General features: G+C 47.4%; 33 protein-coding genes and 1 pseudogene. 21 read left to right on the top strand and 13 right to left on the bottom strand.

Annotated elements, in window-relative coordinates; genetic code table 11:
- A pseudogene (locus tag AADEFJLK_RS26155) lies at window positions 1-386 on the top strand (tyrosine-type recombinase/integrase); the annotation flags it as partial.
- Between the two features lie 66 nt (window positions 387-452).
- On the opposite strand, the gene AADEFJLK_RS22120 reads toward AADEFJLK_RS26155, so the two are convergent.
- Entirely contained in the window at window positions 453-1,088 is a 636-nt protein-coding gene (locus AADEFJLK_RS22120) for a hypothetical protein (protein WP_103975816.1), read from the bottom strand.
- A 216-nt stretch (window positions 1,089-1,304) separates the two neighbouring features.
- On the opposite strand from AADEFJLK_RS22120, the gene AADEFJLK_RS22125 reads away from it, so the two are divergent.
- Together AADEFJLK_RS22125 and AADEFJLK_RS22130 are read left to right on the top strand one after the other, a co-directional pair.
- The gene (locus AADEFJLK_RS22125) at window positions 1,305-1,694 is read left to right on the top strand and encodes a ribbon-helix-helix domain-containing protein (protein WP_170065222.1); all 390 of its coding nucleotides are present in this window, start codon (window positions 1,305-1,307) and stop codon (window positions 1,692-1,694) included.
- The gene (locus AADEFJLK_RS22130) at window positions 1,651-2,088 is read left to right on the top strand and encodes a putative toxin-antitoxin system toxin component, PIN family (RefSeq protein ID WP_170065223.1); all 438 of its coding nucleotides are present in this window, start codon (window positions 1,651-1,653) and stop codon (window positions 2,086-2,088) included. The genes AADEFJLK_RS22125 and AADEFJLK_RS22130 overlap by 44 nt, the downstream gene beginning before the upstream one ends.
- 26 nt (window positions 2,089-2,114) lie before the next feature.
- Here the strand turns inward: AADEFJLK_RS22130 and AADEFJLK_RS22135 are convergent, their stop codons facing one another.
- Both AADEFJLK_RS22135 and AADEFJLK_RS25310 read right to left on the bottom strand, forming a co-directional pair.
- The gene (locus AADEFJLK_RS22135; RefSeq protein ID WP_103975819.1) at window positions 2,115-2,426 is read right to left on the bottom strand and encodes a hypothetical protein; all 312 of its coding nucleotides are present in this window, start codon (window positions 2,424-2,426) and stop codon (window positions 2,115-2,117) included.
- Between the two features lie 30 nt (window positions 2,427-2,456).
- Entirely contained in the window at window positions 2,457-2,618 is a 162-nt protein-coding gene (locus AADEFJLK_RS25310; RefSeq protein WP_211299313.1) for a hypothetical protein, read from the bottom strand.
- Here AADEFJLK_RS25310 and AADEFJLK_RS22140 point away from each other — a divergent pair.
- From AADEFJLK_RS22140 to AADEFJLK_RS22150, 3 genes are all read left to right on the top strand, one after another.
- Window positions 2,612-2,890 carry a hypothetical protein gene (locus tag AADEFJLK_RS22140; protein WP_103975820.1) on the top strand — a complete coding sequence of 93 codons (279 nt, stop codon included), beginning with the start codon at window positions 2,612-2,614 and terminating at the stop codon, window positions 2,888-2,890. The genes AADEFJLK_RS25310 and AADEFJLK_RS22140 overlap by 7 nt on opposite strands.
- A gap of 135 nt (window positions 2,891-3,025) precedes the next feature.
- Window positions 3,026-3,679 carry a ParA family protein gene (locus AADEFJLK_RS22145; protein ID WP_103975821.1) on the top strand — a complete coding sequence of 218 codons (654 nt, stop codon included), beginning with the start codon at window positions 3,026-3,028 and terminating at the stop codon, window positions 3,677-3,679.
- 75 nt (window positions 3,680-3,754) lie between these two features.
- A complete protein-coding gene (locus AADEFJLK_RS22150) occupies window positions 3,755-4,072 on the top strand; it encodes a hypothetical protein (protein WP_103975822.1) in 318 nt (105 codons plus the stop codon).
- Window positions 4,073-4,078: 6 nt separating this feature from the next.
- On the opposite strand, the gene AADEFJLK_RS22155 is transcribed toward AADEFJLK_RS22150, so the two are convergent.
- A complete protein-coding gene (locus AADEFJLK_RS22155; RefSeq protein ID WP_103975823.1) occupies window positions 4,079-5,398 on the bottom strand; it encodes a replication initiation protein in 1,320 nt (439 codons plus the stop codon).
- Window positions 5,399-5,971: 573 nt separating this feature from the next.
- On the opposite strand from AADEFJLK_RS22155, the gene AADEFJLK_RS22160 reads away from it, so the two are divergent.
- Together AADEFJLK_RS22160 and AADEFJLK_RS22165 are read left to right on the top strand one after the other, a co-directional pair.
- Window positions 5,972-7,060 carry a replication-relaxation family protein gene (locus AADEFJLK_RS22160; protein ID WP_103975824.1) on the top strand — a complete coding sequence of 363 codons (1,089 nt, stop codon included), beginning with the start codon at window positions 5,972-5,974 and terminating at the stop codon, window positions 7,058-7,060.
- Window positions 7,061-7,077: 17 nt separating this feature from the next.
- Complete coding sequence (locus AADEFJLK_RS22165) at window positions 7,078-9,696, top strand: type IV secretory system conjugative DNA transfer family protein (protein ID WP_103975825.1); 2,619 nt, start codon at window positions 7,078-7,080, stop codon at window positions 9,694-9,696.
- A 27-nt stretch (window positions 9,697-9,723) separates the two neighbouring features.
- Here AADEFJLK_RS22165 and AADEFJLK_RS22170 read toward each other — a convergent pair whose 3' ends face one another.
- The gene (locus AADEFJLK_RS22170) at window positions 9,724-9,903 is read right to left on the bottom strand and encodes a hypothetical protein (RefSeq protein WP_103975826.1); all 180 of its coding nucleotides are present in this window, start codon (window positions 9,901-9,903) and stop codon (window positions 9,724-9,726) included.
- A 101-nt stretch (window positions 9,904-10,004) separates the two neighbouring features.
- Window positions 10,005-10,637 carry a CHC2 zinc finger domain-containing protein gene (locus AADEFJLK_RS22175; RefSeq protein WP_170065225.1) on the bottom strand — a complete coding sequence of 211 codons (633 nt, stop codon included), beginning with the start codon at window positions 10,635-10,637 and terminating at the stop codon, window positions 10,005-10,007.
- 320 nt (window positions 10,638-10,957) lie between these two features.
- On the opposite strand from AADEFJLK_RS22175, the gene AADEFJLK_RS22180 reads away from it, so the two are divergent.
- Window positions 10,958-11,194, top strand: coding sequence for a hypothetical protein (locus tag AADEFJLK_RS22180; protein WP_103975828.1), 237 nt, complete (start codon window positions 10,958-10,960; stop codon window positions 11,192-11,194).
- Between the two features lie 61 nt (window positions 11,195-11,255).
- Here AADEFJLK_RS22180 and AADEFJLK_RS22185 read toward each other — a convergent pair whose 3' ends face one another.
- Window positions 11,256-11,909 carry a SprT-like domain-containing protein gene (locus AADEFJLK_RS22185; RefSeq protein WP_103975829.1) on the bottom strand — a complete coding sequence of 218 codons (654 nt, stop codon included), beginning with the start codon at window positions 11,907-11,909 and terminating at the stop codon, window positions 11,256-11,258.
- Between the two features lie 272 nt (window positions 11,910-12,181).
- Here AADEFJLK_RS22185 and AADEFJLK_RS22190 point away from each other — a divergent pair, with 272 nt between their 5' ends.
- From AADEFJLK_RS22190 to AADEFJLK_RS22220, 7 genes are all read left to right on the top strand, one after another.
- On the top strand, window positions 12,182-12,574 hold the full coding sequence (locus AADEFJLK_RS22190) for a hypothetical protein (protein ID WP_103975830.1): 393 nt from the start codon (window positions 12,182-12,184) through the stop codon (window positions 12,572-12,574).
- Between the two features lie 271 nt (window positions 12,575-12,845).
- Entirely contained in the window at window positions 12,846-13,937 is a 1,092-nt protein-coding gene (locus AADEFJLK_RS22195; RefSeq protein WP_146054708.1) for a hypothetical protein, read from the top strand.
- A gap of 114 nt (window positions 13,938-14,051) precedes the next feature.
- A complete protein-coding gene (locus AADEFJLK_RS22200; RefSeq protein WP_103975832.1) occupies window positions 14,052-14,678 on the top strand; it encodes an SEC-C metal-binding domain-containing protein in 627 nt (208 codons plus the stop codon).
- A 241-nt stretch (window positions 14,679-14,919) separates the two neighbouring features.
- Window positions 14,920-15,525, top strand: coding sequence for a tyrosine-type recombinase/integrase (locus tag AADEFJLK_RS22205; RefSeq protein ID WP_103975833.1), 606 nt, complete (start codon window positions 14,920-14,922; stop codon window positions 15,523-15,525).
- 185 nt (window positions 15,526-15,710) lie between these two features.
- Window positions 15,711-16,544 (top strand): RES domain-containing protein, encoded by an 834-nt coding sequence (locus AADEFJLK_RS22210; protein ID WP_103975834.1) that lies wholly within the window; start codon window positions 15,711-15,713, stop codon window positions 16,542-16,544.
- Between the two features lie 244 nt (window positions 16,545-16,788).
- Window positions 16,789-17,178, top strand: a complete 390-nt coding sequence (locus tag AADEFJLK_RS22215; protein ID WP_170065222.1) for a ribbon-helix-helix domain-containing protein — start codon at window positions 16,789-16,791, stop codon at window positions 17,176-17,178.
- Entirely contained in the window at window positions 17,135-17,572 is a 438-nt protein-coding gene (locus AADEFJLK_RS22220; RefSeq protein ID WP_170065223.1) for a putative toxin-antitoxin system toxin component, PIN family, read from the top strand. The genes AADEFJLK_RS22215 and AADEFJLK_RS22220 overlap by 44 nt, the downstream gene beginning before the upstream one ends.
- A gap of 26 nt (window positions 17,573-17,598) precedes the next feature.
- Here AADEFJLK_RS22220 and AADEFJLK_RS22225 read toward each other — a convergent pair whose 3' ends face one another.
- The 3 genes from AADEFJLK_RS22225 to AADEFJLK_RS22235 all read right to left on the bottom strand — a co-directional run bounded on the left by AADEFJLK_RS22225 (window position 17,599) and on the right by AADEFJLK_RS22235 (window position 18,936).
- Window positions 17,599-17,853 (bottom strand): hypothetical protein, encoded by a 255-nt coding sequence (locus tag AADEFJLK_RS22225; protein WP_103975835.1) that lies wholly within the window; start codon window positions 17,851-17,853, stop codon window positions 17,599-17,601.
- A gap of 517 nt (window positions 17,854-18,370) precedes the next feature.
- Window positions 18,371-18,682 (bottom strand): type II toxin-antitoxin system RelE/ParE family toxin, encoded by a 312-nt coding sequence (locus AADEFJLK_RS22230; protein WP_170065226.1) that lies wholly within the window; start codon window positions 18,680-18,682, stop codon window positions 18,371-18,373.
- Window positions 18,661-18,936 (bottom strand): CopG family ribbon-helix-helix protein, encoded by a 276-nt coding sequence (locus tag AADEFJLK_RS22235; protein WP_103975837.1) that lies wholly within the window; start codon window positions 18,934-18,936, stop codon window positions 18,661-18,663. The genes AADEFJLK_RS22230 and AADEFJLK_RS22235 overlap by 22 nt, the downstream gene beginning before the upstream one ends.
- Window positions 18,937-20,156: 1,220 nt before the next feature.
- Here AADEFJLK_RS22235 and AADEFJLK_RS22240 point away from each other — a divergent pair.
- The 3 genes from AADEFJLK_RS22240 to AADEFJLK_RS22250 all read left to right on the top strand — a co-directional run bounded on the left by AADEFJLK_RS22240 (window position 20,157) and on the right by AADEFJLK_RS22250 (window position 22,421).
- Window positions 20,157-20,483, top strand: a complete 327-nt coding sequence (locus AADEFJLK_RS22240) for a hypothetical protein (protein ID WP_103975838.1) — start codon at window positions 20,157-20,159, stop codon at window positions 20,481-20,483.
- 146 nt (window positions 20,484-20,629) lie between these two features.
- Window positions 20,630-20,923 (top strand): hypothetical protein, encoded by a 294-nt coding sequence (locus AADEFJLK_RS22245; protein ID WP_103975839.1) that lies wholly within the window; start codon window positions 20,630-20,632, stop codon window positions 20,921-20,923.
- A gap of 649 nt (window positions 20,924-21,572) precedes the next feature.
- Window positions 21,573-22,421 carry a replication initiation protein gene (locus AADEFJLK_RS22250; protein WP_170065227.1) on the top strand — a complete coding sequence of 283 codons (849 nt, stop codon included), beginning with the start codon at window positions 21,573-21,575 and terminating at the stop codon, window positions 22,419-22,421.
- Window positions 22,422-22,594: 173 nt separating this feature from the next.
- Here the strand turns inward: AADEFJLK_RS22250 and AADEFJLK_RS22255 are convergent, their stop codons facing one another.
- The 3 genes from AADEFJLK_RS22255 to AADEFJLK_RS22265 all read right to left on the bottom strand — a co-directional run bounded on the left by AADEFJLK_RS22255 (window position 22,595) and on the right by AADEFJLK_RS22265 (window position 24,416).
- Window positions 22,595-22,876, bottom strand: a complete 282-nt coding sequence (locus tag AADEFJLK_RS22255; protein WP_103975841.1) for a ribbon-helix-helix domain-containing protein — start codon at window positions 22,874-22,876, stop codon at window positions 22,595-22,597.
- Window positions 22,877-23,018: 142 nt separating this feature from the next.
- Window positions 23,019-23,636, bottom strand: a complete 618-nt coding sequence (locus tag AADEFJLK_RS22260; protein ID WP_103975845.1) for an AAA family ATPase — start codon at window positions 23,634-23,636, stop codon at window positions 23,019-23,021.
- Window positions 23,637-24,056: 420 nt separating this feature from the next.
- A complete protein-coding gene (locus tag AADEFJLK_RS22265) occupies window positions 24,057-24,416 on the bottom strand; it encodes a SprT-like domain-containing protein (protein WP_103975842.1) in 360 nt (119 codons plus the stop codon).
- A gap of 821 nt (window positions 24,417-25,237) precedes the next feature.
- On the opposite strand from AADEFJLK_RS22265, the gene AADEFJLK_RS24195 reads away from it, so the two are divergent.
- Both AADEFJLK_RS24195 and AADEFJLK_RS22275 read left to right on the top strand, forming a co-directional pair.
- On the top strand, window positions 25,238-25,621 hold the full coding sequence (locus tag AADEFJLK_RS24195; RefSeq protein WP_146054709.1) for a hypothetical protein: 384 nt from the start codon (window positions 25,238-25,240) through the stop codon (window positions 25,619-25,621).
- A 389-nt stretch (window positions 25,622-26,010) separates the two neighbouring features.
- A complete protein-coding gene (locus AADEFJLK_RS22275) occupies window positions 26,011-26,262 on the top strand; it encodes a DUF1889 family protein (RefSeq protein ID WP_103975844.1) in 252 nt (83 codons plus the stop codon).
- Window positions 26,263-26,376: the final 114 nt, after the last annotated feature.

Raw genomic sequence — 26,376 nt, forward strand, 5'->3', positions numbered from 1 at the left:
TAGACTTCGCCCACGCCCTGCTGCACGTCAACCGCCGCAAGAACGGCACGCCCAGCACCCACCCGCTGCGCGGCGACGAGTTGCGGGCGTTGCGCCGACTGCGCCGCGAAACCCCCTTTTCCCCGTATGTGTTCCAGTCCGAGCGCGGCACTCCCCTGTCCCCCGCCGGATTCCTGAAAATGCTCGCCCGCCTGGGCGCGGCGGCCGGACTGCCGTTCCCCGTCCACCCGCACATGCTCCGGCACGGGTGCGGCTTCAAGCTCGCCAACGACGGGCATGACACCCGAAGCATCCAGCATTACATGGGGCATAGGAACATCCACAACACCGTGAAATACACCGACATGGCCGCAGGGCGGTTCAAGGATTTTTTCGGGGATGTGTGAATAAAAATCCTGAATTTTTGAACATTAGGCTAGGCGTATTCTTTTTTACCCACACTTAACCCCATATTAAGAATTTAGCTTAGCAATTAAGGCTTCACCTTGTTCTTTGGTTAATGAAACCATTGTCATACGGAAATTCAAATTAGACTTCGTTGCATCTCTACAGGCTTTAGCTGTAATTGGTTTAGTAGCACGTTTAAACTTGTTAAGTTTTCTGGAGTAACACTCGTTTTTTTGACCTTCATGATCTCGCATAATTAGCTCTTTGTCGGCGAAACCATAACCACAAATACCGTTGCGACTTTGGTAAAGAAAAACAACATCATTTTCGTGTAAGTTGGCTATTTTTTCCTTCCAGTCACTATAGAAAGCGGATGCCTCTTCATTCTCTAGCATGGTGTAATGATCTGCTTCAGAATTATTGTAGTTTGTATTGAGCATAAAGTAGCGTACGTCACTGTTAGTTCGTTCAGAGCTTTCAATTTCTGAAGGCGTTTCTCTGGCTCTGGTCTCAGAAAGTTGTTTTTCAAGCTCTTCAACTCCACCATGAATGAAGGTTATTATCAAATCTGAACGTGTTTTATCTAGTTCTGAAGCTAGTTCGTCGATAAGGTTTACGGTAGTGCTAGGAATACGCACGGAAAGAAGTTGAGAGTCAGAAGAGCTATTGATGAGGTTCTTAATGTGTGTTGAGACTGACATTTATATATATCCTGTATGTTATTATGAAATACATTAAGAGCATATAATAAACTTATTATTTTGTATGTCAATTTGTATTACTTAACAACAGTTAAAAACGTCATACATAGAATATCAAAAAGCTATGTTCGTTTCATTTACATCGGCTATTGACAGGTTTCGCGTCCGTGCTAAGGTAAGAGTACAATTAAGTTTTATTTTGTTGGGTTTATGCTCATGACACGCATCAGCAAGAATATCGCCTTCACCGTGCCGCCGACAATGGCGGAAGAATTCGAGCGGCTCGCACGCGAAGAACAAAGCACCAAGAGCGAAATGTTTCGTCGGATATTCCGCTTTTATCAAGCGTCCAGAAAGTCGCCCCAAAAACAGAAGCCCGATTTTGAAACCGATTTCGACGCCTGGGTCGAGACGGTTATCTTCGATGCCGTCGAAGAAAAGAAAAACAGTCCGATGGGCTATAAAGAGCTTTGCGAACTGGACGATAAACTGCTCGATTACGGGGCGGAACGGGCAAAATCCTTCGGTATCACGTCAGAAGAACAAGTTAACGACATTATCCATGAAGAACGCCAGAAACGCCGACAAGCTGCACGTCGTCCTTGATACCAATGTCCTTGTTTCCGCTTTCAACAAGCCCGAAGGAAAACTCGCCCCCTTATGGTTATTGGCTCGCGAACGGACGTATCAACTCCTTATCTCTCCGGCCATCATCACGGAAACGGCTCGGATTCTCCGTAACCGTTTTCACTGGCCTGAACCCTTGCTGCAAGAGCGTATCCGCGTTTTGGCGGGGGTTTCCATCCTGGTCGTTCCCCGTACCGTTCCCGATGCCGTGCCGGACGACCCCGACGACAACCATATCATCGCCTGCGCCGTCGAAGGCCGCGCCGACCTGATCGTGTCAGGCGACCGCCATCTGCTGAACCTGGTCGAATACGAAGGCATTCCCGTCATACGGCCGACGGATTTCCTGCGCACCGTGAACGCGCCCGAATAGACGGCCAGCGTTTTACGAGTCCGCCGTCATTTGTGAAAGACGCTGTCGGCAATCTCAGCACCGTACATGGACTTCATGGTCTCATAATCAAAATCCGCTTTAAAACGCTCACAGTTCGCGCGGCGCATCAACTCGATAGCCTTTGCCGAATTCTTATGCGGAGGCGGCAGGTTATCGATAATTTCCTTGTAATAGGCTTTTTCAAGCTCCAGTTCCTCCGCCGATAAAGGGGGCTTGTCGGCTTTCGCGCTTTTTATCGATAGCTGCCGTTCCCCCGATACCGAAGCGGCGGCGGCTTTGATTCGATTGAAGGCCGATAGAAACAGTGACGTTGGCATAGATTTCTCCTGGTTGTTATACTCGATTTATCACCTCATCATCCCGTTACGCGCCACTGAAAACAGGCGAAACCAAGCGCGTATCCGGTTCTGGCATATCTTACCGCGAATGCGCGGTGTCCGTCCGGTTCTGGCCTCTATGTTCCTGCCGCCAATGGTGGCGGCAGGAATTATGGAGATCAGACATGGCACAACAACCTTTCCCGCTAGGGCAAACGCTCGCAACGCCGGGCGCACTGGAAACCCTCGAAACGCTTGGCATCGAACCAAGCACCCTGCTAGACCGACACCTGTCCTGCGACTGGTCGGACATGGAGGCGGAAGACCAGAAAAGCAACCGCGAAGCACTGAAGAACGGCTCGCGCGTATTCTCAAGCTACCGCCTCGGCGACGGCGTGAAAATATGGGTCATCACCGAAGCCGACAGGTCATGCACGACGATCCTGCTGCCTAGCGAATACTGACCAAAAGCCCCGCCGCACAAAGCGCGGGGCTTTTTAATAAGACAAAAACTATAGGCTAGTTTTAAATAGTATATAGTTTAAACTAGTCTATAGTTTAATTTATAAAATAGTTTAAACTATGGTATAGTGAAAAACATGGCATACATCATAGGCATACTTTCAACAAAGGGCGGGGTAGGAAAAAGCTCGATAGCTAGGGCTTTGGCCGTCGCCATTTCCTCAAGCGGCTATCGCGTCCGCCTGTGCGACCTGGACATCGCGCAAACCACCACCGTTGACTGGTACAGGCGACGCTTGCAAAGCGGCGGGGATTCGTTGGCATCCGTTGAAATCTTCCGCACCGTTGACGAGGCGTTAAAAAACACCGTCGATATGCTTCCGAATTTCGACGCTATCATTTTGGATACGCCAGGGCGTTCAAGCGTCGATACTTACAAACTCGCGCAAGCCGCGCACCTTATCATACAGCCCACCAGCGGCACTTTGGACGACCTCACGCCAGCCGTCCGACTGTTTCACGAACTCAAGGCCAAAGGCATTCCCTACGAAAAAATGGTCTTCGCCCTCAACCGCATCACCACCGAAGCCGAAGCTTCGCAAGCATTGGAATATATCCGCCGCACGGGTTACGACGTGCTAGACGGCATAATCCAGGACAAAGCGGGATACAAAATGGCTCAGAACATGGGGCGAACCTTGCTGGAAACGAACTTTCCGACCCTCAACGAAACCGTTGACGAACTTATGGGAAACATCATCAAACGCCTGACAAAACAAACTAGCTTATAGTTTTAGCTATAAGATAGTTTGTACTATGCTATAGTTTTACATATACCCTAGTTCATATTTTAGAAAGACAGCCCTATGAAGACCAAAACCCCTAAGTACAGTTTAGGCGAACCACCGAAACCGACGGAAACGCGGCACACGCTGAACGAATCCGAGCCGCTACCCGTCGCGTCGCAAAAGGTTGACGGGCGCACCTTAAGGCGCACCGGACGCAGCGCACAATTCAACGTCATGCTTTCGCCCGACTTCCGCGAACAAATATCCCAAGCCGCCGAAACCGACCGCCTCACCTATCCCCAGCTTTTGGCCGTCATGTTACGCGCCTATTCGGAACTGCCGCCAGAAACCAAAAACGCCTATATAAACGATCTCATGGCGACCTGGGGAAAGTAGCCACAATCAACGCCGCATATCATCGGGAAACGCCGACAAATCCACGGCGTTTTTTAGCGCCCAGACATCCAGACTATCGAGTGACAGTTTCCCCCTCATATACAGCAGAAAATGCCGCTTTTTGGACTCTTCGCTTCTATTGATAGCGTCGCGCATCACACCCTTTTGCGAATTCATGAACTGCCGCCTGTATTCTTCGATCTCCGCCGTCGCCATTTCCTGCAAAGCGGCATCCACGGCGCGGGTTTTCCAATCCTCATACCGCGCTTTCACTTTTTCCCAGCTTTTCTTCAACTGTTCGCGCTGTTCGGCCAACCGCAACAATTCCGCCCCTTTGGCTTTTTCCTCGGCCTTGGGGTCAATAAAACCCCTCTGGATAGCGACCACGACATAAGCGGCCTGATTTTTCACATGACTATTTTCTTTCGTAAGGGAAATGCAACGTTCTATTCTTTCCGCGTCGTACTCCGCCACTAAATCAACGGCCACGGCGGAAGTAACGCCCAGGTCAACCAATTGCTGTATATAAGCATTTTTAGGCTCTTCTTTTATTTCTTCTACCTGTTTTTCATAAAAAATAGCTTTTGTATTTAATTGATCTACAGATATATTATCCGAATTATTTTCTTCTCCGCTTATTACCTGTAATCGCTTCTTACTTTTAATATGAAAAGTCAAACCAATAACTTTTCTTCCCTGTTTTTTCTCTTCAATTGAAAATGAAATGTCTGTATTTTTGGAAACTTCTTTTTCAGAAGGTATAAGCACATACTTTTTTAAATCCCTATATTGAGCATATTCACTATCAATATGTAATGTTTTTTTAAATTCATCAAGAGAAAACTCCCTTTTTGAAATCTTTTCATATTGCTTCAACAACTCATATATGCGAATAGAATACATACCCCGCAGACGTAGTATATTTCCTAATTCATAAGATGTGAAAAGGCTTTTTAATTGTAATAGATATGGTTTAAGAATAGGGTCAAAACGAATTGCAACGACCCCTTTTCCTTGTCTATATGTTATTGATGATAGCCAACCCGTTTCCACTGAGTCGCCATTTTCATCAACAATCAATAATGTACTTTTTCGTAATTTTGATAAAAGGCTTTTTATCCGAGAATAATAGTACTCATCTGAAACACCAATCAATCTAGCTAAATCTAAAACTCTAATTTCATATAATTTAAAATCTTCATCATACGAGTGTATTTGTGAAATTATGGTTTTAAGAACACGTTGTTCTTCAATTGTCATTTTATAACGAGCTTCAACTAAAGCATTGTGTTGTACAACTAGCGTCTTTTCGCTCATTTCAATCATTGTGGTGTAATTATAAATAACACCCCAACATTATCACCTATTAGTGGTGCTGTCAAAATAGACACCACCATAGGCAAGCAATTACACCACCATAGGCAAGCAATTACACCACCATAGGCAAGCAATTACACCACCATAGGCAAGCAATTACACCACCATAGGAGCCTAAAAACCGCGCCACATAAGGCTTTTCGCCATCCGAAAACATATAAAACATGTTAAAACAAGAAAACAACAACAACACTCGTCTAGGCAAGCAATTACACCACCATAGAAACATATGACGTGGAAGTTGTTGTTTTTTCCTGTTTTTGACAGAACAAGACAGGCGTACTAGACTAAATTTAGTCAACTTAACAACTTTAGACTAAAAACAACTAATTTGCCCACGTTTTGGGCTTCCGCTGACCGCTACAGCCCGAACTCCCTTGCTTTATCGCCCTACTCATTTACCTTTTTGGCTTCCTTGCGCTAGCAAGAAGACAAAAAATATATGAGACGACCTGGCGATTGACCCAATCAAGGGAGTTCGGGCTACCGCCCAAAACGTGGGCAGAACCTAACAGACAAACTATGAACACAAAAACAACAACGGCGGCGGGTAAGCCTAAGCCCGCCGCGCCAAACCTCAAACTCACCCGCCGAGACCTGTCCATGCTGCAAGACGCGGCGCGGTTCAAATTCGTCACCGCCAAGCACATGCAAAAAAAATATTTCGGCGAAACCAAACCGACCAACTCGACCATCCGACTTTCGCAACTCCTTTCCGCCGGATTTTTATCGCGCGTCTATTTCCACCCGAAAATCCGAGGCCAGGAAAAAGCGCACCCGACAGGCGTTTTCTATTTTGCAAAAAGCAATCAAAATAAACTCAAAACCTATCTCGAAGAAAACGGCCAGACGGACGCTTTCGAGGACTTCGTGCGCCAGCTTCCGAGCTACAACAAAAACGACGAATATTCCCAGCTCTACCTGTCCCACGAACTGGGCATCACCGACTTCTTCTTCACCCTCGAAAACGAGACCGCCGAAAGCGACACCTGGACGCTCGCCTTCTGGGAAAGAACCAGCCCGTTTTCCAAGGAAATCGGCGAACACCTCGACGGCTACGCGCCCGATCCCGAAACGGGCGCGAAAACGCAAAAGCTCCACTTCAACCCCGACGCTTTTTTCGCGCTTCGCCACAGGCAAAGCAACGCGCACCTGTTCTACTTCCTGGAATTCGACAACAACACCGCGACGGCGGCCAAATTCCGCCAAAAGCTGTTCGGCTATATGGCCTACCACCAGCAAGGGCGTTTCGACGACCTTATCGCCCGCTACAACGGCAAGTACCTGTTGGGGTTGCGCGACACCGCCCGCGCGGGCTTCCGCGTGCTGACCATCACCCCCCAGAACCGACGGCGGGACGACCTCTTCCTGGATTCGCTCAATGTCCGCGACGAAAGCCACAAGGCGCGGTACAAAATGTTCCTGTACGCGGGGTTGACCGACGTGAACGAGCGCGGCGCATTGTCGGCGGCCTACTTGCGCGGGAAAGAATACGCGCCGATAGCCGAAGAACAAAAAACGCTCCCGAAAGACGCGTCAGGCTCGGCATTGAAAAAGTGGCAGGACACGAAAATATCCGGTATGGTAAAAGTCGCCATTTACGACGAATAACAAGAACGGGGGTGGAAATGCAACGTATTTCGGACAAAATCATAGAAGCGGCCGTCAAGAACACGTTCGGTCGCTGCATATTCGGCGGAATGGCGGGGGTCGCCGCCGTCGTCACCTGGTTCATAGCGGCATCTTTATTAAAAATCCACTTGTTTCCATGGGACACCAAGTCGATTTGCATATCAGGAATAATCGGTTTTTCCATCGCCTCCCTTTGGGTGAGGTTGTCGCATACGTTCAATACCGATAAAACAGGCGACGAGGATATAGACAGAAAGGAGCTTGAGACTGGTTTTATATGTTTTTCTATCTGTGGATTAGCGTTATTCATCGCATACCTATTTTTTTATTTCTACAACGATATTTTTGAGGTACTACATATCCCGCCCCGTAGCCAAGGCGATAGCTTTGAAATGATAAATAATCGTTTAAGCTGGATGATTTTCGCGATCTTCGCAATAAGCGTCGCCGTTTCCTATCCCCTCCAGATAATCGCCAAGCACGTCGTACCCCTCATCATTTCCGACGTTACCCGAATACAGGAAAAAAACCGCCGATTACTCAACCGATTCGTACAAAACCAAGCCAGAAGCCTCTACCCCATACTGACGGAACACTTAGCCCTGGGCGGCGAGGAAACGCTTTCCCTCGCGCGCCCCCACCTGCTCCCGTTCATCGACCTGCTGTGCGCCGTCAACGGGCAGGAAACGAGACTTTTTTTCGAGTACGAGAAAAACAACCGCCCCGACACATGGCCGAGCGAATTCGCGGACAAGCACGCCCAGCAGTTCATGACCCTGACTGACGAACAACTCGCCATCGTGCCATACGGCACATTGAAGCAGTTTTTCTTATCGGTGTTTTCCGAGCCGTATGATATTCACCCCAAAGACTTAGCGATCACCGATGAAAACCTGAAATGGTGCAAGGCATGGTACAAAGAAGACCTCAAGACGGAAAACGATTCGCGCCGCGCGAACAGGCTTCCGCCGCTTCCGGCATCGGGCTTCACCGAGGAAGTCGCCAAGGAAATCCTGCTCCGTTCCCTCATCGAAAACCGCTCCGTGTACCGACACCGGGAGTTTGAAAGATACCGCGACGATCTCCGCCTCGACTGCACCGACCGCGCGCTCGCGGTCATGGGCAGAAGCCGTGGCGGCATCGTGTACGGCAGACCGCTTGCCGGAACGGACTACCGAGGCATCGCCTACCCCATACGATCCGCCTACGATTGCGTCGCCACTTACGACGACGACATTTTCCGGCACACCTACATCGTCGGCAAAACGGGTTCGGGTAAAACCACCCTGCTCAAGACCCTCATATCCCAGCACATCCAGGCCGGACAGGGTGTCATCGTCATGTCGCCCGAAAGCGACCTGTTCGAGGCCGTGCTGGATTGCGTCCCGCCCAGCCGCGCCGCCGATGTCATCCATTTCGACCCCGTATCAAGCGAAACGCCCGTCATCAGCGTCAACCCCTTCACGCTCGAAAAAGGCGAACTGCTTTTCGAGCGGGCGGGCGAAGTCTACGCGACGCTGGAAGCGGCGTTCAGCGATATGACCGAAAGCATGAAGACGCTCCTGTTCAAATGCACCTTCACGCTTTTGCAAATCCCCGGGGCGAACCTGCAAGACTTACGTCGGCTTTTAAAGGCCGCCCCCGATTTCCGCCATGCCGTCATCGCCAACCGCAGCGTGGACGCGGACACGCGCGAATGGTGGCGCGACACTTACGGGGCGAAAGGCAGCCAGTACCAAAAGAGCGCAGAAGCCCTTATACGCCGCCTGGAGGCGTTTTCAGTGCCGCCGCTATCATCTACCCTAGCCAGCGCCTCTTTCGACTTCCCAGAAGCCCTCAATGGGCAAAAAAGCATATTCCTGTTCGACCTTTCCAGGCTCAAAGGACTGCAAGCCGAAGTCACGGGACAGCTTTTGTCGTCGATGGTATTGCAAACCCTGTTAGCCCGCGACTCGCAAAAGCCGCAAGACCGCCTTCCCTACCACCTCATCATCGACGAGTTCCAGACCTACGCGGGCAGCAGCGCGAAATCGTTCATCGACCTGTTCAACCGCGCGCGAAAATACAAAATGAGCGTGACGCTCGCGCATCAGGTCACCGCCAACATCCCGCCGGAACTGCTCTCGACCATCATCGGAAATTCGGGGACGAAAATCATCATGGAACGGCCAAGCGAAGACGCGGGCTTTTTCGCCAAGGAACTGCAAATCAAGTCCATCGACTATGAAACCATGCGGGTGCGCGACGACCGCGACACGACCAACGCCAGCATATTGCAGAACCTTGAGCCTCACGAGTTCTTCCTGTCCACGCCCAGGAACAAGCGGGGCATGATCCTTCGCACCATGTTCGAGAACTACAAGCCGATAGAAATCCCGCTGACCATGAAGTGGAGCAAAACCGAAGAGACGACCGTCTATTCCCGCGAAGAATGGCGCGGCATACTGACGGGCTTTTCGCGCACCAAATACGGCGCGGCCAGCGGCGGACAAGACAACCAAAAGAACTTTGAGGAAGTCAAAAACACAAACGCCAAAAGTAAGCCGACCAACATCGCGCCGACCGCGACCGACGATGACGACACCGACCCCGAAGGCCGTTTCTCCATCGTGTGAGCTTTTGCCGTAAGGCTTCGCCCCGTGCTATCCTGAAAGTTCCCCCGTCGCCACGCTATACAGCAAAGCATCTGTGGCGGGTACGCCGAAAGACCACGGCGGCCATTTACGGCGCAGCGCAACCGCCGCCGCCCCGTGTTCGGAGGGCGTAGCAAGTGAAGCAAAGACGACCACCAAAAAAAGCGGTTGCGGGTGGCCGTGCTTCATGCGTTGGATAGCGCAACCCTGCCCAAAAATAGGTGGGGTTTGCGCTTATGAGGACAACAAAAAAGGGTGCTATAACGTGTATAACACCCCTTGGGCAAGGCTTAAGCCTTGCCGTCTTCTTTACGTTTTGCGTCGATGGCTTCCGCTTGCATCCGTGGCGACAATCGAGACACCAAAGCCGTCAGCACGTCCACCCGCACGGCCACGAAATCCGTGACACGGGCGCGACCGAACGTGACCAGCCGGCAGGCTTCCGCGAAATCGACCAGAAGTGCCAAGTCTCCCGCGTTGGGGACGTTCAGCACCGCCGCCGCGCCCGCCTTTTCGGCAATGGCCGCCGCGTCCATTTCCCCAAGCTCTTGCCGCTCCCGTTCCCCGCGCCCGTCCTTTTCCGCCATCGCCAGCTCCCTTTGCGTCCAGGATTCGACCCGCGAAGCCGCTTCCCGCAGGTCAATCGTTTCCCCGCCGAGCAGCGGCGCGTAGTCTTTCACGAAATCGATGATCGACCCCTTACGCTTGCAGCAAAAACAATGGTAGCCCTTCTTGCCTTCGCTGATGTGGAACGAGTCGGCCTTGCCCTTGCCAGGATGGAACGGGCAAAACCCTATCCATTCGCCCCCTTTGTCCTTGACGACCTCTTGCAGTTTCAGGCCGCGAACGACCGCCCCGACATTAGCCGCCGCCTTGATGGCCTTGAAATCAAGCCAGCCCGTTTTATCCTCTTCGTTACTCATGGTCTTATCCTCCGAATTCCAACGTTTGAAAAACCAGCGCGACCCCATTTATGGCAAGCACTGGAAACGAAGGGCAAAACCGATAAATTCACAGTATATCGGGAAAGGAAAGCCGTCAAGTAACGGCGCGGCGGCTGTCGGCGTTACCCGAAAAGACAAAAAAGAAAGCCGTCTGAAAGACGGCTCCCTTGCTGTTTGGTTGTCCAAAAGGACAACTTATTTTTACCAACAAACTGATATTTATGCAAATTTCATAATTTTTTTATCTTTTCTTCATATCCGTCGGTGTATGCTTAAAGCGTAACCCATAACGCCACGCTATGCAGAAGGAAGCGCAGGACAGATACATCGTGATTTTCAGGGACAAAAAGAAAAAACTCACCTGGTCGAAGAAATACGCCACGCTACAGGAGGCCAACGAAGGCCTTTTCCAGGCCAGGAGCAAGGCGACCGGATACGCGATTTATGACAGCGAAACACAGGACTTCACCAAGTTCAAAAACTTCGCCTTCGACAATCACGACATAGACGGTTTCAATCCCACCAGCGGCTTTTGAAATAAAAAGCCCCGCCCTCAGTTTAGAGCGGGGGTATATGAAACGCTCGAATGCGAGCGTTTCAGGTTTCCGTTTCCATGGGAACAAGGCATCCGCCGCATATCAGTTTCAAGTCCGGCTTGCCCCAGGCGTTCGCCCCGCAAGCCGGACAGGTAAACTTGACCCGCGTCGCCTTTCTTTTGCCGTTTCCGCCTCTGTTCCCACCCCCTTGGCCGCCCTCCAGTTCCGCCACGATCTCGCCCCATACCAGTTTGAAACCGCCGGACAACAACCCCATGCAAACCCTCTCAAACAAGCCGCCAGGGACGATATAGTGCGTCATTTGCTGTCCGGTTCTATTGCCTCCCGGTTCTCCGGTATTCGACGGCATCAGGCCGATACTTTCCATTTTGTCCGCCCATTCGCCGTTATGGTAGGCTTTCCTAGAAGGCGTACCGAAATGCGCCTGCCACTGGTGCGCCATTTCGTGCGCCAACGTCGAAAGCGTTTCCATCATTTCACGGCTTTTGAAATGCTGGGGGTTCATGGCTATTTCGTCCGTCCTTTGCCCGCTCCCTATTTCCTCAAAGCGATTGCTGCCGAAATATCCAAGCACCCGCTTTTCTTTCCGTTGCAACGTGATAAGGCATTCCGGCAAAGCCCCGCCGAACAGTTCCAGATTGAAATGTTCATAGGCCGTTTGCAGAGCCGAGTAGGTTTCTTGCGTCGGTTTCATGGTTTCACCTCCGTTTTGTATTGTACAATACAAAACGGAAGCTACCCGCATCGGCTCACCAGTCAGAATTCAACTACTTAAGATAATATTTCCTGTCATTTCCTTAGTATGTGTGCATAACCAATTTGAACGGATAGGTTGTTAGCAACAAATTAATGGGATATGCTTTTGAACGGTTAGTATAAGTGCCGCTGTTATGCACCTATTTCTGGATAATTCGACACACCTTTTTAGGTGTTTACTTTACGTTGGGCAAAAAGGCGGGCAGATAAATGTTTGAAGTGAGCGAAGAGTACTTTTTTGGTGATATTAAAGAAAGTCTTGGTGTGAAGGATGGAAGCTCAATTTTAAAAAACAATAAAGAAAATAAGTTCGTGGCTTTGTGCGTTGAGGAAGGTTTTAATTTCCTTGAACCTAATATAATGCTCGTAAAGAATGGAACTCTGATTAAAAAAATAGGTAGGGATTTATCGGGAGTCAAATATCCGATTAAATTCTTTTTAAGAAATAGCGGAGATACTAAATATACATATTTGGGGGATGTGACTGTTGAAGAAACAAAAACAGCTCCAAGAGCGGTAAAGAGTAGGTTACAGAATTTTTCAAAAATAAATCCGAAGGATATTTCTAGATTAGTTTACTTAACTATGCCTGAACTTGTTTGAGTTTAGAGTTATGTATTGCTTGCTGTCGGGTTTTGTCAGTCTGGCGGGGTTGGTTGGTTTCCTGTTATGAGGCAGTACGGTGTGGCGGATTTTTCGGGTTCGAGCCAAAATATCCTGTATCCATGCCCAACAAGTCAGTCAAAGGGACTGCCCGCCGTTCCGGCAGTTAAAGTCAGTTTTTTTTCACAGGTAAGCGGCTTCGCTGTAAGCAATCACGCGGGCAGCCCCTTTCCGTGTTGTGAAGCTCTACGGTGCAATGGGGCGTTCGGGTATGAGGCAAACTATCCATCATCCAGCCCAACAAGTCGGTCAAAGTGGACGCGCCGCCCTTGGGCGCAACGTTAGGCTTTATAAAACAAATGGTATCAATCTCATGAAAAAACAGGCTTACATATTTCTAGCAGTGTTTTCAATGTCAACATATTCTCAAGTATGGGCATTCGATTGCACTAAGGCATTTCTACCAGTTGACTTTGTTATTTGTAGTAGCCCACAAGTTATGCAAGCAAACGAAATCCACGAAAAAGCATGGTTTGCTACCCGAGCACGTTTGGACATTGCTCAAAAAAAAGCATTACTTGATGACCAAAGAAAATGGCTTAAACACTATCCACCTCAATGCGGAATACCTGCTAAAGGAAAACTCCTTGTAACAATTTCACATGATTTTCAACAATGTGTGATTGCCGAGCTATCATCAAGAACAGAGTTTTTGCAAAACTACCCTTATTCATCTGATTCTAGTATCCAAAGTATTCAACCAATAGATAAATTAGAAAATACCGAATTGAAAGAGCGAGTCACTACAGAAGACCCAGTTGTTATAGATGATCTTTTTTATTTACCAAATGAAGATAAACCTTTTACTGGTAGATATGAAACCTATTATCCAAATGGAAATAAAAAAGGTGTAGCACATATCAAAGAAGGTAAATTTGATGGATTAATGACGCTGTGGGATGAAAATGGACAAAATAAAACTGAAAAAAACATCAAAAATGGTATAGAGATGCCGGTGGTTGATGAGGGAAAGGAAAATGGGAATACTAATGCCTCTGCCTCAACAGCTTATTCATCGGATCTTTCGGTTAAACAGAAGAAGGAGCTAACCGTATTTTTCGGACGTGCAGCAGGAAAGCAAGCCAAAGTTGAAGATATAGTGAATGTAATGCCACAGAATAAAATCCAGGAGATGGTGCAATCTGGACTCAACTTAAACGGTTTTTTGTGCGCCAAAATTGTCCATATACTTCCGCTAGAACTCTCAGGTAAGTATGAGGTTGCTTGCATTGCGTATGGCGGAGGAGAGGCGCAAAAAACATACATTGTCGATGCGTTGAACGGAACAGCATTCGAACCATAATTGCAAATAAATTAATGGGGTCAGTATCGTTTATTTAACCGCAAGTTTGTTATTTTTGATCGCTGGCGGCACGCCCCTTACCGTAACGTTAGGCTTCAATAGAGAAAAACATATATGCAACTAATACTTGTTCAAACACCAAGAGATATTACATCTAGCGTGAGAAGTGCCTGTCGTCTTGCATCCGACAGTGAGCCAGTATTTGTAAATGTTGTACCTCCATCATGGGCGTTAGTAAACAAATGTGCTATTAATGCAAAGCGATATGTAGAAGAGAATGAAGGCGAAGTTGTGTTTGGATGGGCTGTTTCAATCTGGAATAAAGTCTTAATAGATTGTATTGGTCATGCAGTGGTTAAGAGCAATGAACAATATATTGACGTCACACCAAACAAATACGATGATAAAAAAATATTATTTGTGCGGGATGATGGAATTACTTTTGATTATTCAGATGAAATGTCTCGCTTACCTTCGAAGAATATAGCTTTGTCATCTGCGAAGGATGTAAAGCGTTTGGTTAACATTGAGGCTGAATTATATAGCATCAAAACAAAATACCCAGTTACTGGTGGAATGATAGCCTTGCTTCCCGAAGATGCGAACACCATTTCAAAGCTAGAAACTGAAAAACAACAAATCACTCCAAAAATCATCGTTAATCATACACATCACAATGATCCCTGTGTATGTGGAAGTGGCAGGAAATTTAGAAAATGTTGCCAAGGTTTATTCAAATAGGATGGTAAAGTTTGGTGTTCGTCGCACATCGAAACAAATCAGTTTATTTGGGTTGGTGGTGACTCGGCTTTGGAGGGCATTACCCGGCCTAACAAGTCGGTCAAAGGGACTAGCCGCCCGTTGGCGGTTTTGAAATTCGGTGTTTATCAAGGTTCGGCGGCTTCGTTACTGTCCCAAAAATAGCCATAAATGGGACAGTGTGCTTTAATGTAAGGGTTACAGGCCGCTAAAACCAACCCCCATGACCGACACGCCGCCCCCCGTTTTTGGGACAGTCCCGCCGAAACGCATCCCCAACCGCGACCGCCGCAGCCGCGAACACCTCACCCCCGCCGAGGTGGACTTGCTCATGAAGACCGCCAAAGCCAACCGCCACGGCCACCGCGACGCGACCGCCATCCTGACGGCCTACCGACACGCCTTGCGGGTGTCCGAGCTGTGCGCCCTGAAATGGGAGCAGATAGACTTCGCCCACGCCCTGCTGCACGTCAACCGCCGCAAGAACGGCACGCCCAGCACCCACCCGCTACGCGGCGACGAATTGCGGGCGTTGCGCCGACTGCGCCGCGAAACCCCCTTTTCCCCGTATGTGTTCCAGTCCGAGCGCGGCACTCCCCTGTCCCCCGCCGGATTCCTGAAAATGCTCGCCCGCCTTGGCGCGGCGGCAGGACTGCCGTTCCCCGTCCACCCGCACATGCTCCGGCACGGGTGCGGCTTCAAGCTCGCCAACGACGGGCATGACACCCGAAGCATCCAGCATTACATGGGGCATAAGAACATCCACAACACCGTGAAATACACCGACATGGCCGCAGGGCGGTTCAAGGACTTTTTCGGGGATGTGTAGCCCATTTCAAAAGCAACCTGAGAGATGTTAATGCAATCAGTGGAGATAATCAGCGTTAACGGACAAGATTTGCGCAAACTGCCACTGTTTTCGGATAAGTGGCGTATGTTAAATTTTCGGCACAGAAAACTCACAAATTAGACAAAATTAATTTTACTCTGACCACGTTTATCCATAGGTATTACATGGAACATTTACAGCTTTCAAATTTAAGCTACGCAGACTTAGAAAACACAATAAAGACATATCAATCTTTGAATTTTAAAACTGCTTCTATTGAGGATGCAGACAAGTTACTAAGATTAATTATTAAACATTTTGTTACACAAACACTAGTTTGGAAGTGCCCAGTGATATTTAGGGCGCGTAAGCATATTGACGAAGCATTATTTAAAAATACTGAAGAACTTATTTACCCAAAAAATCCAACGACTCTTGGACGGTTAAATAACATCGGAGAGAGTCTTTTTTATGGGGCATCACATCACGATACAGCTTTGTTAGAAGTACGTCCAAGACTAGGTGATGAGATAACCATTTTAGAAAGCAGGCTAATTAATTCAATGAATGTACCTAAATTTATGGAAGTTGGAATCAGAGAATTAATGACAAAACAAAATCATAGCCTTGAATTTATTATGAAAAATAGAACCTTTCTGAATAAAGAATTGGTAACAGAGGATAACAAAAAAAGATATACTACTATTAATAATTTCTTGGTGAATGAAATTACTAAGATTGTTAGAGATGATGAGTCTCATAAATACAAAGGAACTATTGCAATTGGACAATTTTATATTAATGGAAATAATCTCGTTGACGGAATGTTGTATCCTAGTATTAATAGAAATGGTGCAGAATGTATTGTAATAAAGCCAGAGTCTTATCACAGTTTTTATCGCCCAGACCGTTGTTTTAAAGTTAAAATTGTAGAAATTAATTCTCTAGGAATACCCAGTGCGCTCTGCGTTGATAACTCAACAAAAATTGACTCTGACGGAAATATTACATGGACTTAATATTTCAGATAACAAAGCCACAACTCGTAAACGCGATATGGCGCAATACGGTTTTGCTTAATTCCACTATAACTATTATCGTTTGTTTAAACTTACCCATCGTTCATAGTAAATAGGTTACCGAACCCTTTATGTCCTCAAAATGAAAAAATCGTTGCGTACTTCTACGCCTAGGATTTGACAGATTTCGCGTCCGTGCTAAGGTAAGAGTACAATTAAGTTTTATTTTGTTGGGTTTATGCTCATGACACGCATCAGCAAGAATATAGCCTTTACCGTGCCGCCGACAATGGCGGAAGAATTCGAGCGGCTCGCGCGCGAAGAACAAAGCACCAAGAGCGAAATGTTTCGTCGGATATTCCGCTTTTATCAAGCGTCCAGAAAGTCGCCCCAAAAACAGAAGCCCGATTTTGAAACCGATTTCGACGCCTGGGTCGAGACGGTTATTTTCGATGCCGTCGAAGAAAAGAAAAACAGTCCGATGGGCTATAAAGAGCTTTGCGAACTGGACGATAAACTGCTCGATTACGGGGCGGAACGGGCAAAATCCTTCGGTATCACGTCAGAAGAACAAGTTAACGACATTATCCATGAAGAACGCCAGAAACGCCGACAAGCTGCACGTCGTCCTTGATACCAATGTCCTTGTTTCCGCTTTCAACAAGCCCGAAGGAAAACTCGCCCCCTTATGGTTATTGGCTCGCGAACGGACGTATCAACTCCTTATCTCTCCGGCCATCATCACGGAAACGGCTCGGATTCTTCGTAACCGTTTTCACTGGCCTGAACCCTTGCTGCAAGAGCGTATCCGCGTTTTGGCGGGGGTTTCCATCCTGGTCGTTCCCCGTACCGTTCCCGATGCCGTGCCGGACGACCCCGACGACAACCATATCATCGCCTGCGCCGTCGAAGGCCGCGCCGACCTGATCGTGTCAGGCGACCGCCATCTGCTGAACCTGGTCGAATACGAAGGCATTCCCGTCATACGGCCAACGGATTTCCTGCGCACCGTGAACGCGCCCGAATAGACGGCCAGCGTTTTACGAGTCCGCCGTCATTTGTGAAAGACGCTGTCGGCAATCTCAGCACCGTACATGGACTTCATGGTCTCATAATCAAAATCCGCTTTATAACGCTCACAGTCCAGGCGGTGCATCAACTCGATAGCCTTTACTGAGTTTTTATGCGTAGGAAACGGGTGGGGCAATTTCTCGTAATGCACTTTTTCACGCAAGGGACACTCGTCCGCCTCCGCGCCCTTTATCAATAGCGGGCGTTCCCCCGATACCGAAGCGACCACGCTTTTCATTTTGTCCGCCGCCGCGACAGAGGCGGCTTTGATTCGATACTTACCGCGAATGCGCGGTGTCGGCTGACCGTAAGGATTCGTTCGTAAATGGATAGTAGAGCAATATTAGGTCTAAACAATAAGCCTATTCAATCCTTCCGAAATGGATGTCCGATCTATAACTGGTGTACGAAATACATTTAGCTTACTTTTGTACACCACAAAAAGGCATGTCCGAAACCGGTCGGTTTCGGACTAAATAAGGTGGTAAAAACGGCGTGATTGTAGGCGGGATGCGGGTTGCAGGCCACTACTATCCATTTACGTACGAATCCTTACGCCTAGCCGAGTAGAGGCCTATCGTGACCGCTTTAAGCGTACCGTATCGGCTTGAATAGAGGGGTATAATAAAATAATCGTATATTCGTATAGGACAATAATGATATATCCATATTTTTTTATACGGCAATAATTTCCAATGCAGCGGGGCGGTTTTTAATCGCCAAAAACGGCAAGCGCAAGCAGGCATCAAGCTTGTTTAGTGGCTTGGGGTTCTGTCTTCGCGCGAGTGCCATATTTTCATCAGGATAACGGCATCGTCCGTCACCGCGTAACGCAGCACATAGCCCGCTTTCCCGAAGGCGACAGAAAGATCCCTAAACTCGTGATGGCTTATGTCTTCGACCGGACGGCCCAGGAAGGGATGGGTGCGGAGTTTGGCGGCGGCTTCAAGTATCCGTTTGGCCGCTTTCGCCGCTGCGGTCGGATTGTTAGCAAACACAAAATCTTGAAGGCGGCGGAGGTCGGCCAGGGCTTCTGGGAACCAGACTAAGCGACGTTGATCGGACACTTGGCCTCGTTTTCTGTTCCCCACGTTTGCAGCCATGCCCCTACGGTTTCGTGGGGCACGGTCTCGCCGGTCGCTTCATAATTCGCCCAACGGCTTAGGGTGTCTTGCCGGATGTGTTCGGCCTGTTCCTCACGTTCGAGGAATTGGCGGATAGCTTCTTTCATTAGCCAATGCGGCGACCGTTGCCGCGCCGCGCCCAGGGCTTTGAGTCGGTCGTAGGTCGCGTCGTCCATTTTCACGGCTTTGCTGGTCATGGTGTGCCTTATCGGTATTAAGAGGTAGTACAAATTTATACCTTGCCGTTTCGGAAGGCAAGTTAAAAATAAGGGCGGGGGTGTTTTCCGCGTCGAAACCTGACAGGCCGGGGATTAAGGGCATTTGATAACTTGTTCCGCTTGCCAGCACCGCGTTTGATACGAGCATCAAAAACCAGACCGTTATCCATTGAAGTTTCTTATCGCATAACATCATCAACATCCACCAAGAAATAAAAGCATAAAAAATAAGGTTGCCGCCACGGCAATAACGGCTTGTTTAACGCCCCAACCTTATGGCTATTTTACTGGAATTATCGCCGATGAGAAGCGCAAAAACTGGCACTTTTTTGGCATAATTCGAGCCGATACGCCCATGAAACAGACATTTTGACAGCCATTAAAATATAGGTGAAAATCATCCCCGCATATCGTGTTTCCAGGTAGGATTCATTAGGCAGTGCCAGTTCAGCACTTAAAAAGACGAATAAACGGGTTAAGCAAGGTCATTATGTATGATGGAAGGATTCCGCTGACACCACCCAAAAAACAAAGCAGCATTTTGCTGTAAATCTAAACAAAGCAGTTTTACTGCGATTTAAAACAACGCGGCTTGCCGTAATTTCAAACATAAAAAATGGCGTATATGCTAGCTATAAGCCATTAGCTGTAACGGTGTTTTGCATCGTTTCAAAGCCGCCTGCTTGTCAAAGCATGGCAAAAATTCAGACCTATCCCTATCGGTAAAAACGCCGCTTTGCGCCTGTTTTTACCTGCTCGTGACCTTGGCAAAATTAAAAATGATGGCCTTTATCGGCTATTTTTTGGTGACGCGCAGGGTATGAAACTGTTTATGTAAAAACATAAACAGTTTCCAAAATATCCATAAACCCCTTGTCCTATGCGGACTACGGATTTTTTTAAGCAGGGGGTTATCGAGGGTTTTTCTTGAATGGGAGCCGAATAAGGAAGCGTTTCTGCCGTTTTGTGACAGAGACCCAGGACTGACCATCACCTTTTTTCCATCAGGACAATAAGACAATCCCCGCTTCGCGCTGCGGGTTAGAAGACGCGCACCAAAGGTCTTATTTGCACACACCTCCGCCGGTTAGGTAAGCCGCGCATTTTCATTCACCGCTTTTTTACGGTCTTGTGTGCGGGTAAGGGCTTTTTTCTTGTCAACATGACTGATATGACGAATGGTTTAACGGGGATAAAAAATGATGACTGATCCAGAGCTATTAGCGCATTTGGACAAAGTGGCGGCTGAATATGTGGGCGATGTTTCTCATCTGTCCGGCGCGATAGGGGCTGTAATGCTGGGAAGGCTGTATGGGTGGCGGGTTATCCGCATAACCACCACCTCCAAAGTGTATAGCCGCCACCAACGCATTTTATCGCTGGATTTTAAGAAAGTGTTGCCGAAAGAAACCGAGCTTTCTAAAAAATCAATCGGCTATTCCTTAGCAAAGCAGCTGGATAAGTTTTGGGATGTGGTTAATTCAAAATTTAAGATGGAGCCAAAGAAAAAAATGTTTTTTGAGTGAGCTATTGACTAGGGATTAAATCCCTAATAAGCTAAATGCCTGATACCTAAGGTTTGGGCGTTTTTTATGTCCACAACAAACCGAAAAGGTGATGGGTACGGGTATTAACCGCTTAAATGATCACTTAACGACAGAGGAACAAGGCAATGGCGAGAAGAAAACAAACTTCATTGATAGGGGATTTTTTGGATTCCCTGTTGGAATTGGTGGATATATGGTGGGAAGCGGGCGCGGTAATGACCGTGTTATTTCTTTATGGCGGTTTGTATGGGCTTATAGGGGCAATGTATTATCAGCCGCCTAGCGTATTGGTCGCTTCCTTACTGGTTCAGGTTCAGTTTCCGTTTGTTCCCTACTTGTTCCCGATAATGTGCCTGACTTTTGCCTTTATTTTCGGGGTTGAGACGTACCGTTCTTACAAAAGACAAAATTTTTACTAAGCCGACCGCATGGCTAAAATTGTCCTTATACGACAATACGATTAAATTTATATAAAACTATAATCATAGTTCCCCACGCTTGTGATAGCGACCATTGTTTTCTTTTTTCACCCGTACGGCTGCCAATACCGCAAATGATGCCTTAATCGACGTTCTGGGGCGTTTTATTTCTGCTGAGGATCTTCCTAGGGGTAGGCGAAGATTTAAGCTCCTTAAGCTTAAATACGGCGTTGTCGGCTCGATTAATGTCTATGACATCACCATAACCGCAAATAGCTGGCATTTTCACGTCCATGAGATTAATTTTTATGTTCAGGATGGGAAACCATCAATCTCGTTATGCAGGATGCAATAGATTTAACATGCGTGTCATTTTCAGGCTTTTTCTTTTTTGTCTCAAAAACGCGCTGTAAGTGATTGATTTTTGTTTTTGCATCTCTTTTATGTATATTTTAATACTTTTAATATTTTTAGGCTCTGAATTCGTTTTTATTTTCAATGTGTTGCAAGCCTATTAACGGACAAAATACGCACGATTAACGGACAAAATACGCACGATTAACGGACAAAATACGCGTCAATAAACGGACAAATTCTTCCTATTAACTGACATTAATATACAATGTCAGTTTTTAATGGGATGATGATCATGAAAGCACCAAAATTGACAGTGTGCAAAGCCAATGAAGTGGTTGAAGCTGGCTATCGTTTAAGCCTGAATGAACAACGTGTGGTGTTGGCGTGTATCGCTCAAGTTAATTCTGCCGCCGCGTTGTTGGAAACGGATTTGTTTGAATTATCGGCTAAAGATTTTGCGGGTATTTTTTCGGTATCGGAGCGTAATGCTTATGATGCGTTGATTGAGGTTGCGGAAAATTTGTTTAACCGTTATGTGGTCATTGAAAAGCCAGACCCTAAGCGTCCGAGAATAAAGCTTTTAAAAATGCGCTGGATCAGTTCCATCCGTTATTTAAGTGACGAGGGTAAGGTTATTCTACGTTTCTCGCAAGATATGTTGCCGTATTTGAGTGAGCTAAAACGGGAGTTTACCCGTTACGAACTGGCCGATGTTGGCAAAATGACCAGCATCTATGCCATCCGGCTGTATGAATTGCTGATGCAATGGCAAAGTACGGGCAATAGGGAAGTGGCGATAGATTGGCTAAAAGAGCATTTTGAAATTGCTGACCAGTATACGGATATGAGTGATTTTAAAAAACGTGTCCTAGACCCCGCCGTCAACGACATCAACGTCCATTCCAACCTGCAAGTAAGCTGGACGCAACGCAAGACAGGACGGAGGGTGACGCATTTGGTGTTTTCCTTCGGCAAAAAGGACGCGGAGGACAGCCCCAAACCCGCGCCGCGTTTGCGCGAGCCTATGCGTTATGGCGTGAAATTGTCCGAAATCGAAAAGGCCGCCCGCCCTGGCGAATCGGTGGAACAGGTGGCGGCGCGGTTGCTCCAAGCGAAGAAAGCCAAAAAACAAGACGGCTGAAAACCATATATATAATTGAAATCAATGTCTTGAACAGCCATTGGACGATAAAATAGGTGTTCATTGTCTTATGTCATCCAATTACGTCATTTTCCGAGTCCTATTCACAGCGACTATTTTCCCGTTGAATAAGGTGTGACGGTCGCCGATTTGTTTAAGCGGCTGCAAGCGGTTTAGTTTTCATCGGTATAAGGCTGGGGCTTGTTGTATTTGGCGCACAGGTCATTAATGGCCTCGCCTAACAGCATTTTAAGGTTTTTGCCTTCGTTTTGGGGTTCCGCTTGGATCAGCAGCAGAGCGCGTCTGACTTCTGGCCGGAACTGCCCGCCTATCATCACCAGCTTGGCTTTGTCGCCTTTGGGCGGCAGGTTCTCTGGTGCGCCTTCCGGTGTTTCCCGCCCCGCTGCGGCGGCGGCAAGGCCCGCGCTGATACTGGCTTTCTTTTTTGTGGTCATGTTTTTTTCCTTTTTTGCTTTATATTTTTATAGAAACTTATTTATATACGATTATATTTTTATAGGATTATATAGTTATGTTTATATATTAGTGTAACTATATAAAAATATACGATTATATTATTTTAACCGTATAGGAAAATTATTCTATATTTATGTAGTCGTATAGCGCAGCTATTTCTTGTACGGCCTTGCCTTTGGGTTCGTATTCGGTGGCGGTCAGGCCAATATTGCCCGCGTCCCCGTGTGCGGCACGTTGGTAGAGGATGACGGGGGAGACGGTAAAGCCCATTGACGTTACCGCTTCTTGGGTTTCTTCATGGCGTTTGCCTAACGAGGCGGCGCGGTTGATGACGACAACGGCTTGCGGGTGTCCGGCCAAGGTCAAAATCTCTTTGACGTTGTATAAGGTTTCTATGTCGAACAATTGCGGTTGGATGGGGATCAGAACTTTATGCGCGGCCTTGGCGGCGGCAATGGCGGCATCAGTGCTTTTTCCCGCCGTGTCGATGATGACGTGCTGGATACCTTGCGCCTGGGCGGAGTCCAGCACTTGCCGTAAGCGCATGACTTGGCAGGACACTACGGCGGGCGCGTCTTTAAGTTCGCGGCGATCGCTCCAGTAGGTTGCGGTGGCTTGCGGGTCAAGGTCGATGACGGCCACGGTAAAGCCCCTACGCACAGATTCAACGGCAAGCCCCAAAGCGGTGGTGGTTTTGCCGCTCCCCCCTTTTTGTCCAATAATGGCTATAATTTTCAAGGCTATCACCTGTTGTATTCGATTATTGTGCAATAATGCTATAAGGTTATTATGCCATAATAAGATAACATTATTGTCTTATCGGTTATGCTTAATTTTCTCAGGCTTTTTAAAAGTTGCGCAACGGACGATTGCTTTGCCATAGACATTAGGTTGTGGCAACGCAAAGGGTTATTGGTGGCCGGAATAGGCTAGGCGTAAGGATTCGTGCGTAAATGGATAGTAGTGGCCTGCAACCCGCATCCCGCCTACAATCACGCCGTTTTTACCGCATTATTTAGTCCGAAACCGACCGGTTTCGGACATGCCTTTTTGTGGTGTACAAAAGTAAGCTAAATGTATTTCGTACACCAGTTATAGATCGGACATCCATTTCGGACGGATTGAATAGGCTTATTGTTTAGACCTAATATTGCTCTACTATCCATTTACGAACGAATCCTTACAGTCAGCCGACACCGCGCATTCGCCGTTATGGTAGGCTTTCCTGGAAGGCGTACCGAAATGCGCCTGCCACTGGTGCGCCATTTCGTGCGCCAACGTCGAAAGCGTTTCCATCATTTCACGGCTTTTGAAATGCTGGGGGTTCATGGCTATTTCATCCGTCCTTTGCCCGCTCCCTATTTCCTCAAAGCGATTGCTGCCGAAATACCCAAGCACCCGCCGTTCTTTCCGTTGCAGCGTGATAAGGCATTCCGGCAACGCCCCGCCGAACAGTTCCAGATTGAAATGTTCATAGGCCGTTTGCAGAGCCGAGTAAGTTTCTTGCGTCGGTTTCATGTTTTCACCTCCGTTTTATATTGTACAATACAAAACGGAGGCTACCAGCATAGGTATCACCATTCAGAATTCAATTACTTAAGATAATATTTCCTGTCATTATCCTTATAACCAGTTTGAACGGATAGGTTGTTAACAACAAATTAATGGGATATGCTTTTGAACTGTTAGTATAAGTGCCGCTGTTATACACCTATTTCTGGATAATTAGACACACCTTTTTAGGTGTTTACTTTACATTGGGCATTTGCATGGATAATCATTGAAATTAGAAGAGGCTTAGATGAAAGTTCGTAGGTTTATTCTCCAGGAATACGACAATCGACCCGTGCCTGGATGGAGAGGTGTTGATGGCACAGTCCGAAACACTAACGAGGAAGCAGAGGCATTGCTTAAAGAGTTCAAAGAAGGACGTGGTTATTCCCCATACGGAACGAATGAGTTTCGGATAGAGGAATTCATGGAAAACTCTTAGTAATCAATGCCAACATGTCTAACCCAACGCCCCTGCCGGACTACGTTTCGCTCCACTTCACTCAGCTCGCTGATATCTGCGTTATTCGTGTGTTGTGATTTTTTTTGGTTTAGGCGGTCGGGTGCTATTGGCGGCTGTTTGTCCGGTATTGTGTTTGGTGTCTTTCCCGTTATGCGGCAGTGCGGTGTGGCGGGTTTTTCGGGTTCGGGACTAAATGTCCTTTATCCATGCCCAACAAGCCAATCACGCTGGTAGCCCCCTTACCGTAAGGTTGGGCAGCTCTTTGCTTAAGGCGTACTGCAAATACCGAGCAGAACTTCGGTACTAATGTTTAGAGGATAAAAAAGTGAAACTATCAAAAAACATATTATTACTTGCTAGCTTATTGCCTACAATTGCTAATGCGGCTTTCCCATCGGGGCAATGGACGGCCAGCAGTTACATTCTTAGCACAGGGGCTGCATATAGTACTGTAGGTATTTGTATCAAGCCTGATGGCTCATGGTATGGTACAAGTGTACCAAGTTCAGGTCATTGGGTTACAAAAGGCGATAACATCTATTTAAATGGAAATTTGTCAACCGGTTATAACGAATCTGGTGTGTTAATTCGAATTAATTCAAGTCTTTTAACTGGACACTGGCAAGAATGGTTAGATGATGGTTCAGCCAACATTTATCTTACAGAAAAATGGTCAAGTAAATCAGCATCCTGCCTTCCAGCGGCATAACTGGACATCCAGTCTGGCTACAAACCAATATCGCACTATATTTTTACTTGGTTTTGTAGGGTGTTTTGCATACAAGCAATTGGTTTTTCTAACGTCTCTAGTGAGGCTGTTTTTCTTGCCTGTTGTTGTGGTGGGTGGTATTGGGTTGCTTGCGATCAGGCTGTTGGGTTTGGTGTCTTTCTTGTTATGTGGCATTGCGCTGTTGTGGGCTTTTCCGGTGCGAGGCAAAATGTCCTTCATCAAATGCCCAACAAGTCAGTCAAAGGGACGCGCCGCCCGTTGGCGGTTTTGGAGTTTGGTTTTTTATTAAGGTTTGGTGGCTTCGTTTGGCTTTCGTTAGCGGCGCGTCCCTTACCGTAACGTTGGGCATTTAGAACAAAAGGAAACAAATGAACGAAACTCTCGAAAAAGCATTTAAGTCCTTATCTGTCACTTGCAATAAGACAGCGTTACACCCTAGCGATGAGGATCGAATCAAAGTAACTCTTCGAGTGCTTCATCAAAATAATATTGCAATAGACGTAGAGAGCCTTGAATCTTTTCTGTTAGAAAATGGTTGGCAGAAAATGCCAATTAAAAATATTGTTTCGTGGGCAACCGCTGTTTGTAATGGTGGGCGAGTTCAGGTTGGGGTTAATTAACCGTTGCGGCCTGGCAAGGCTGCATAAACTAGCGGGTGTGAATCCCGCCCAGGTAATCGCTAGCCACGAGCCTGGTATCGAGCCATGCAGGCATATCGGTAACGATGTGCTTGA

Origin of the sequence: Methylovulum psychrotolerans (assembly GCF_002923755.1) — a bacterium.
GTDB lineage: Bacteria > Pseudomonadota > Gammaproteobacteria > Methylococcales > Methylomonadaceae > Methylovulum > Methylovulum psychrotolerans.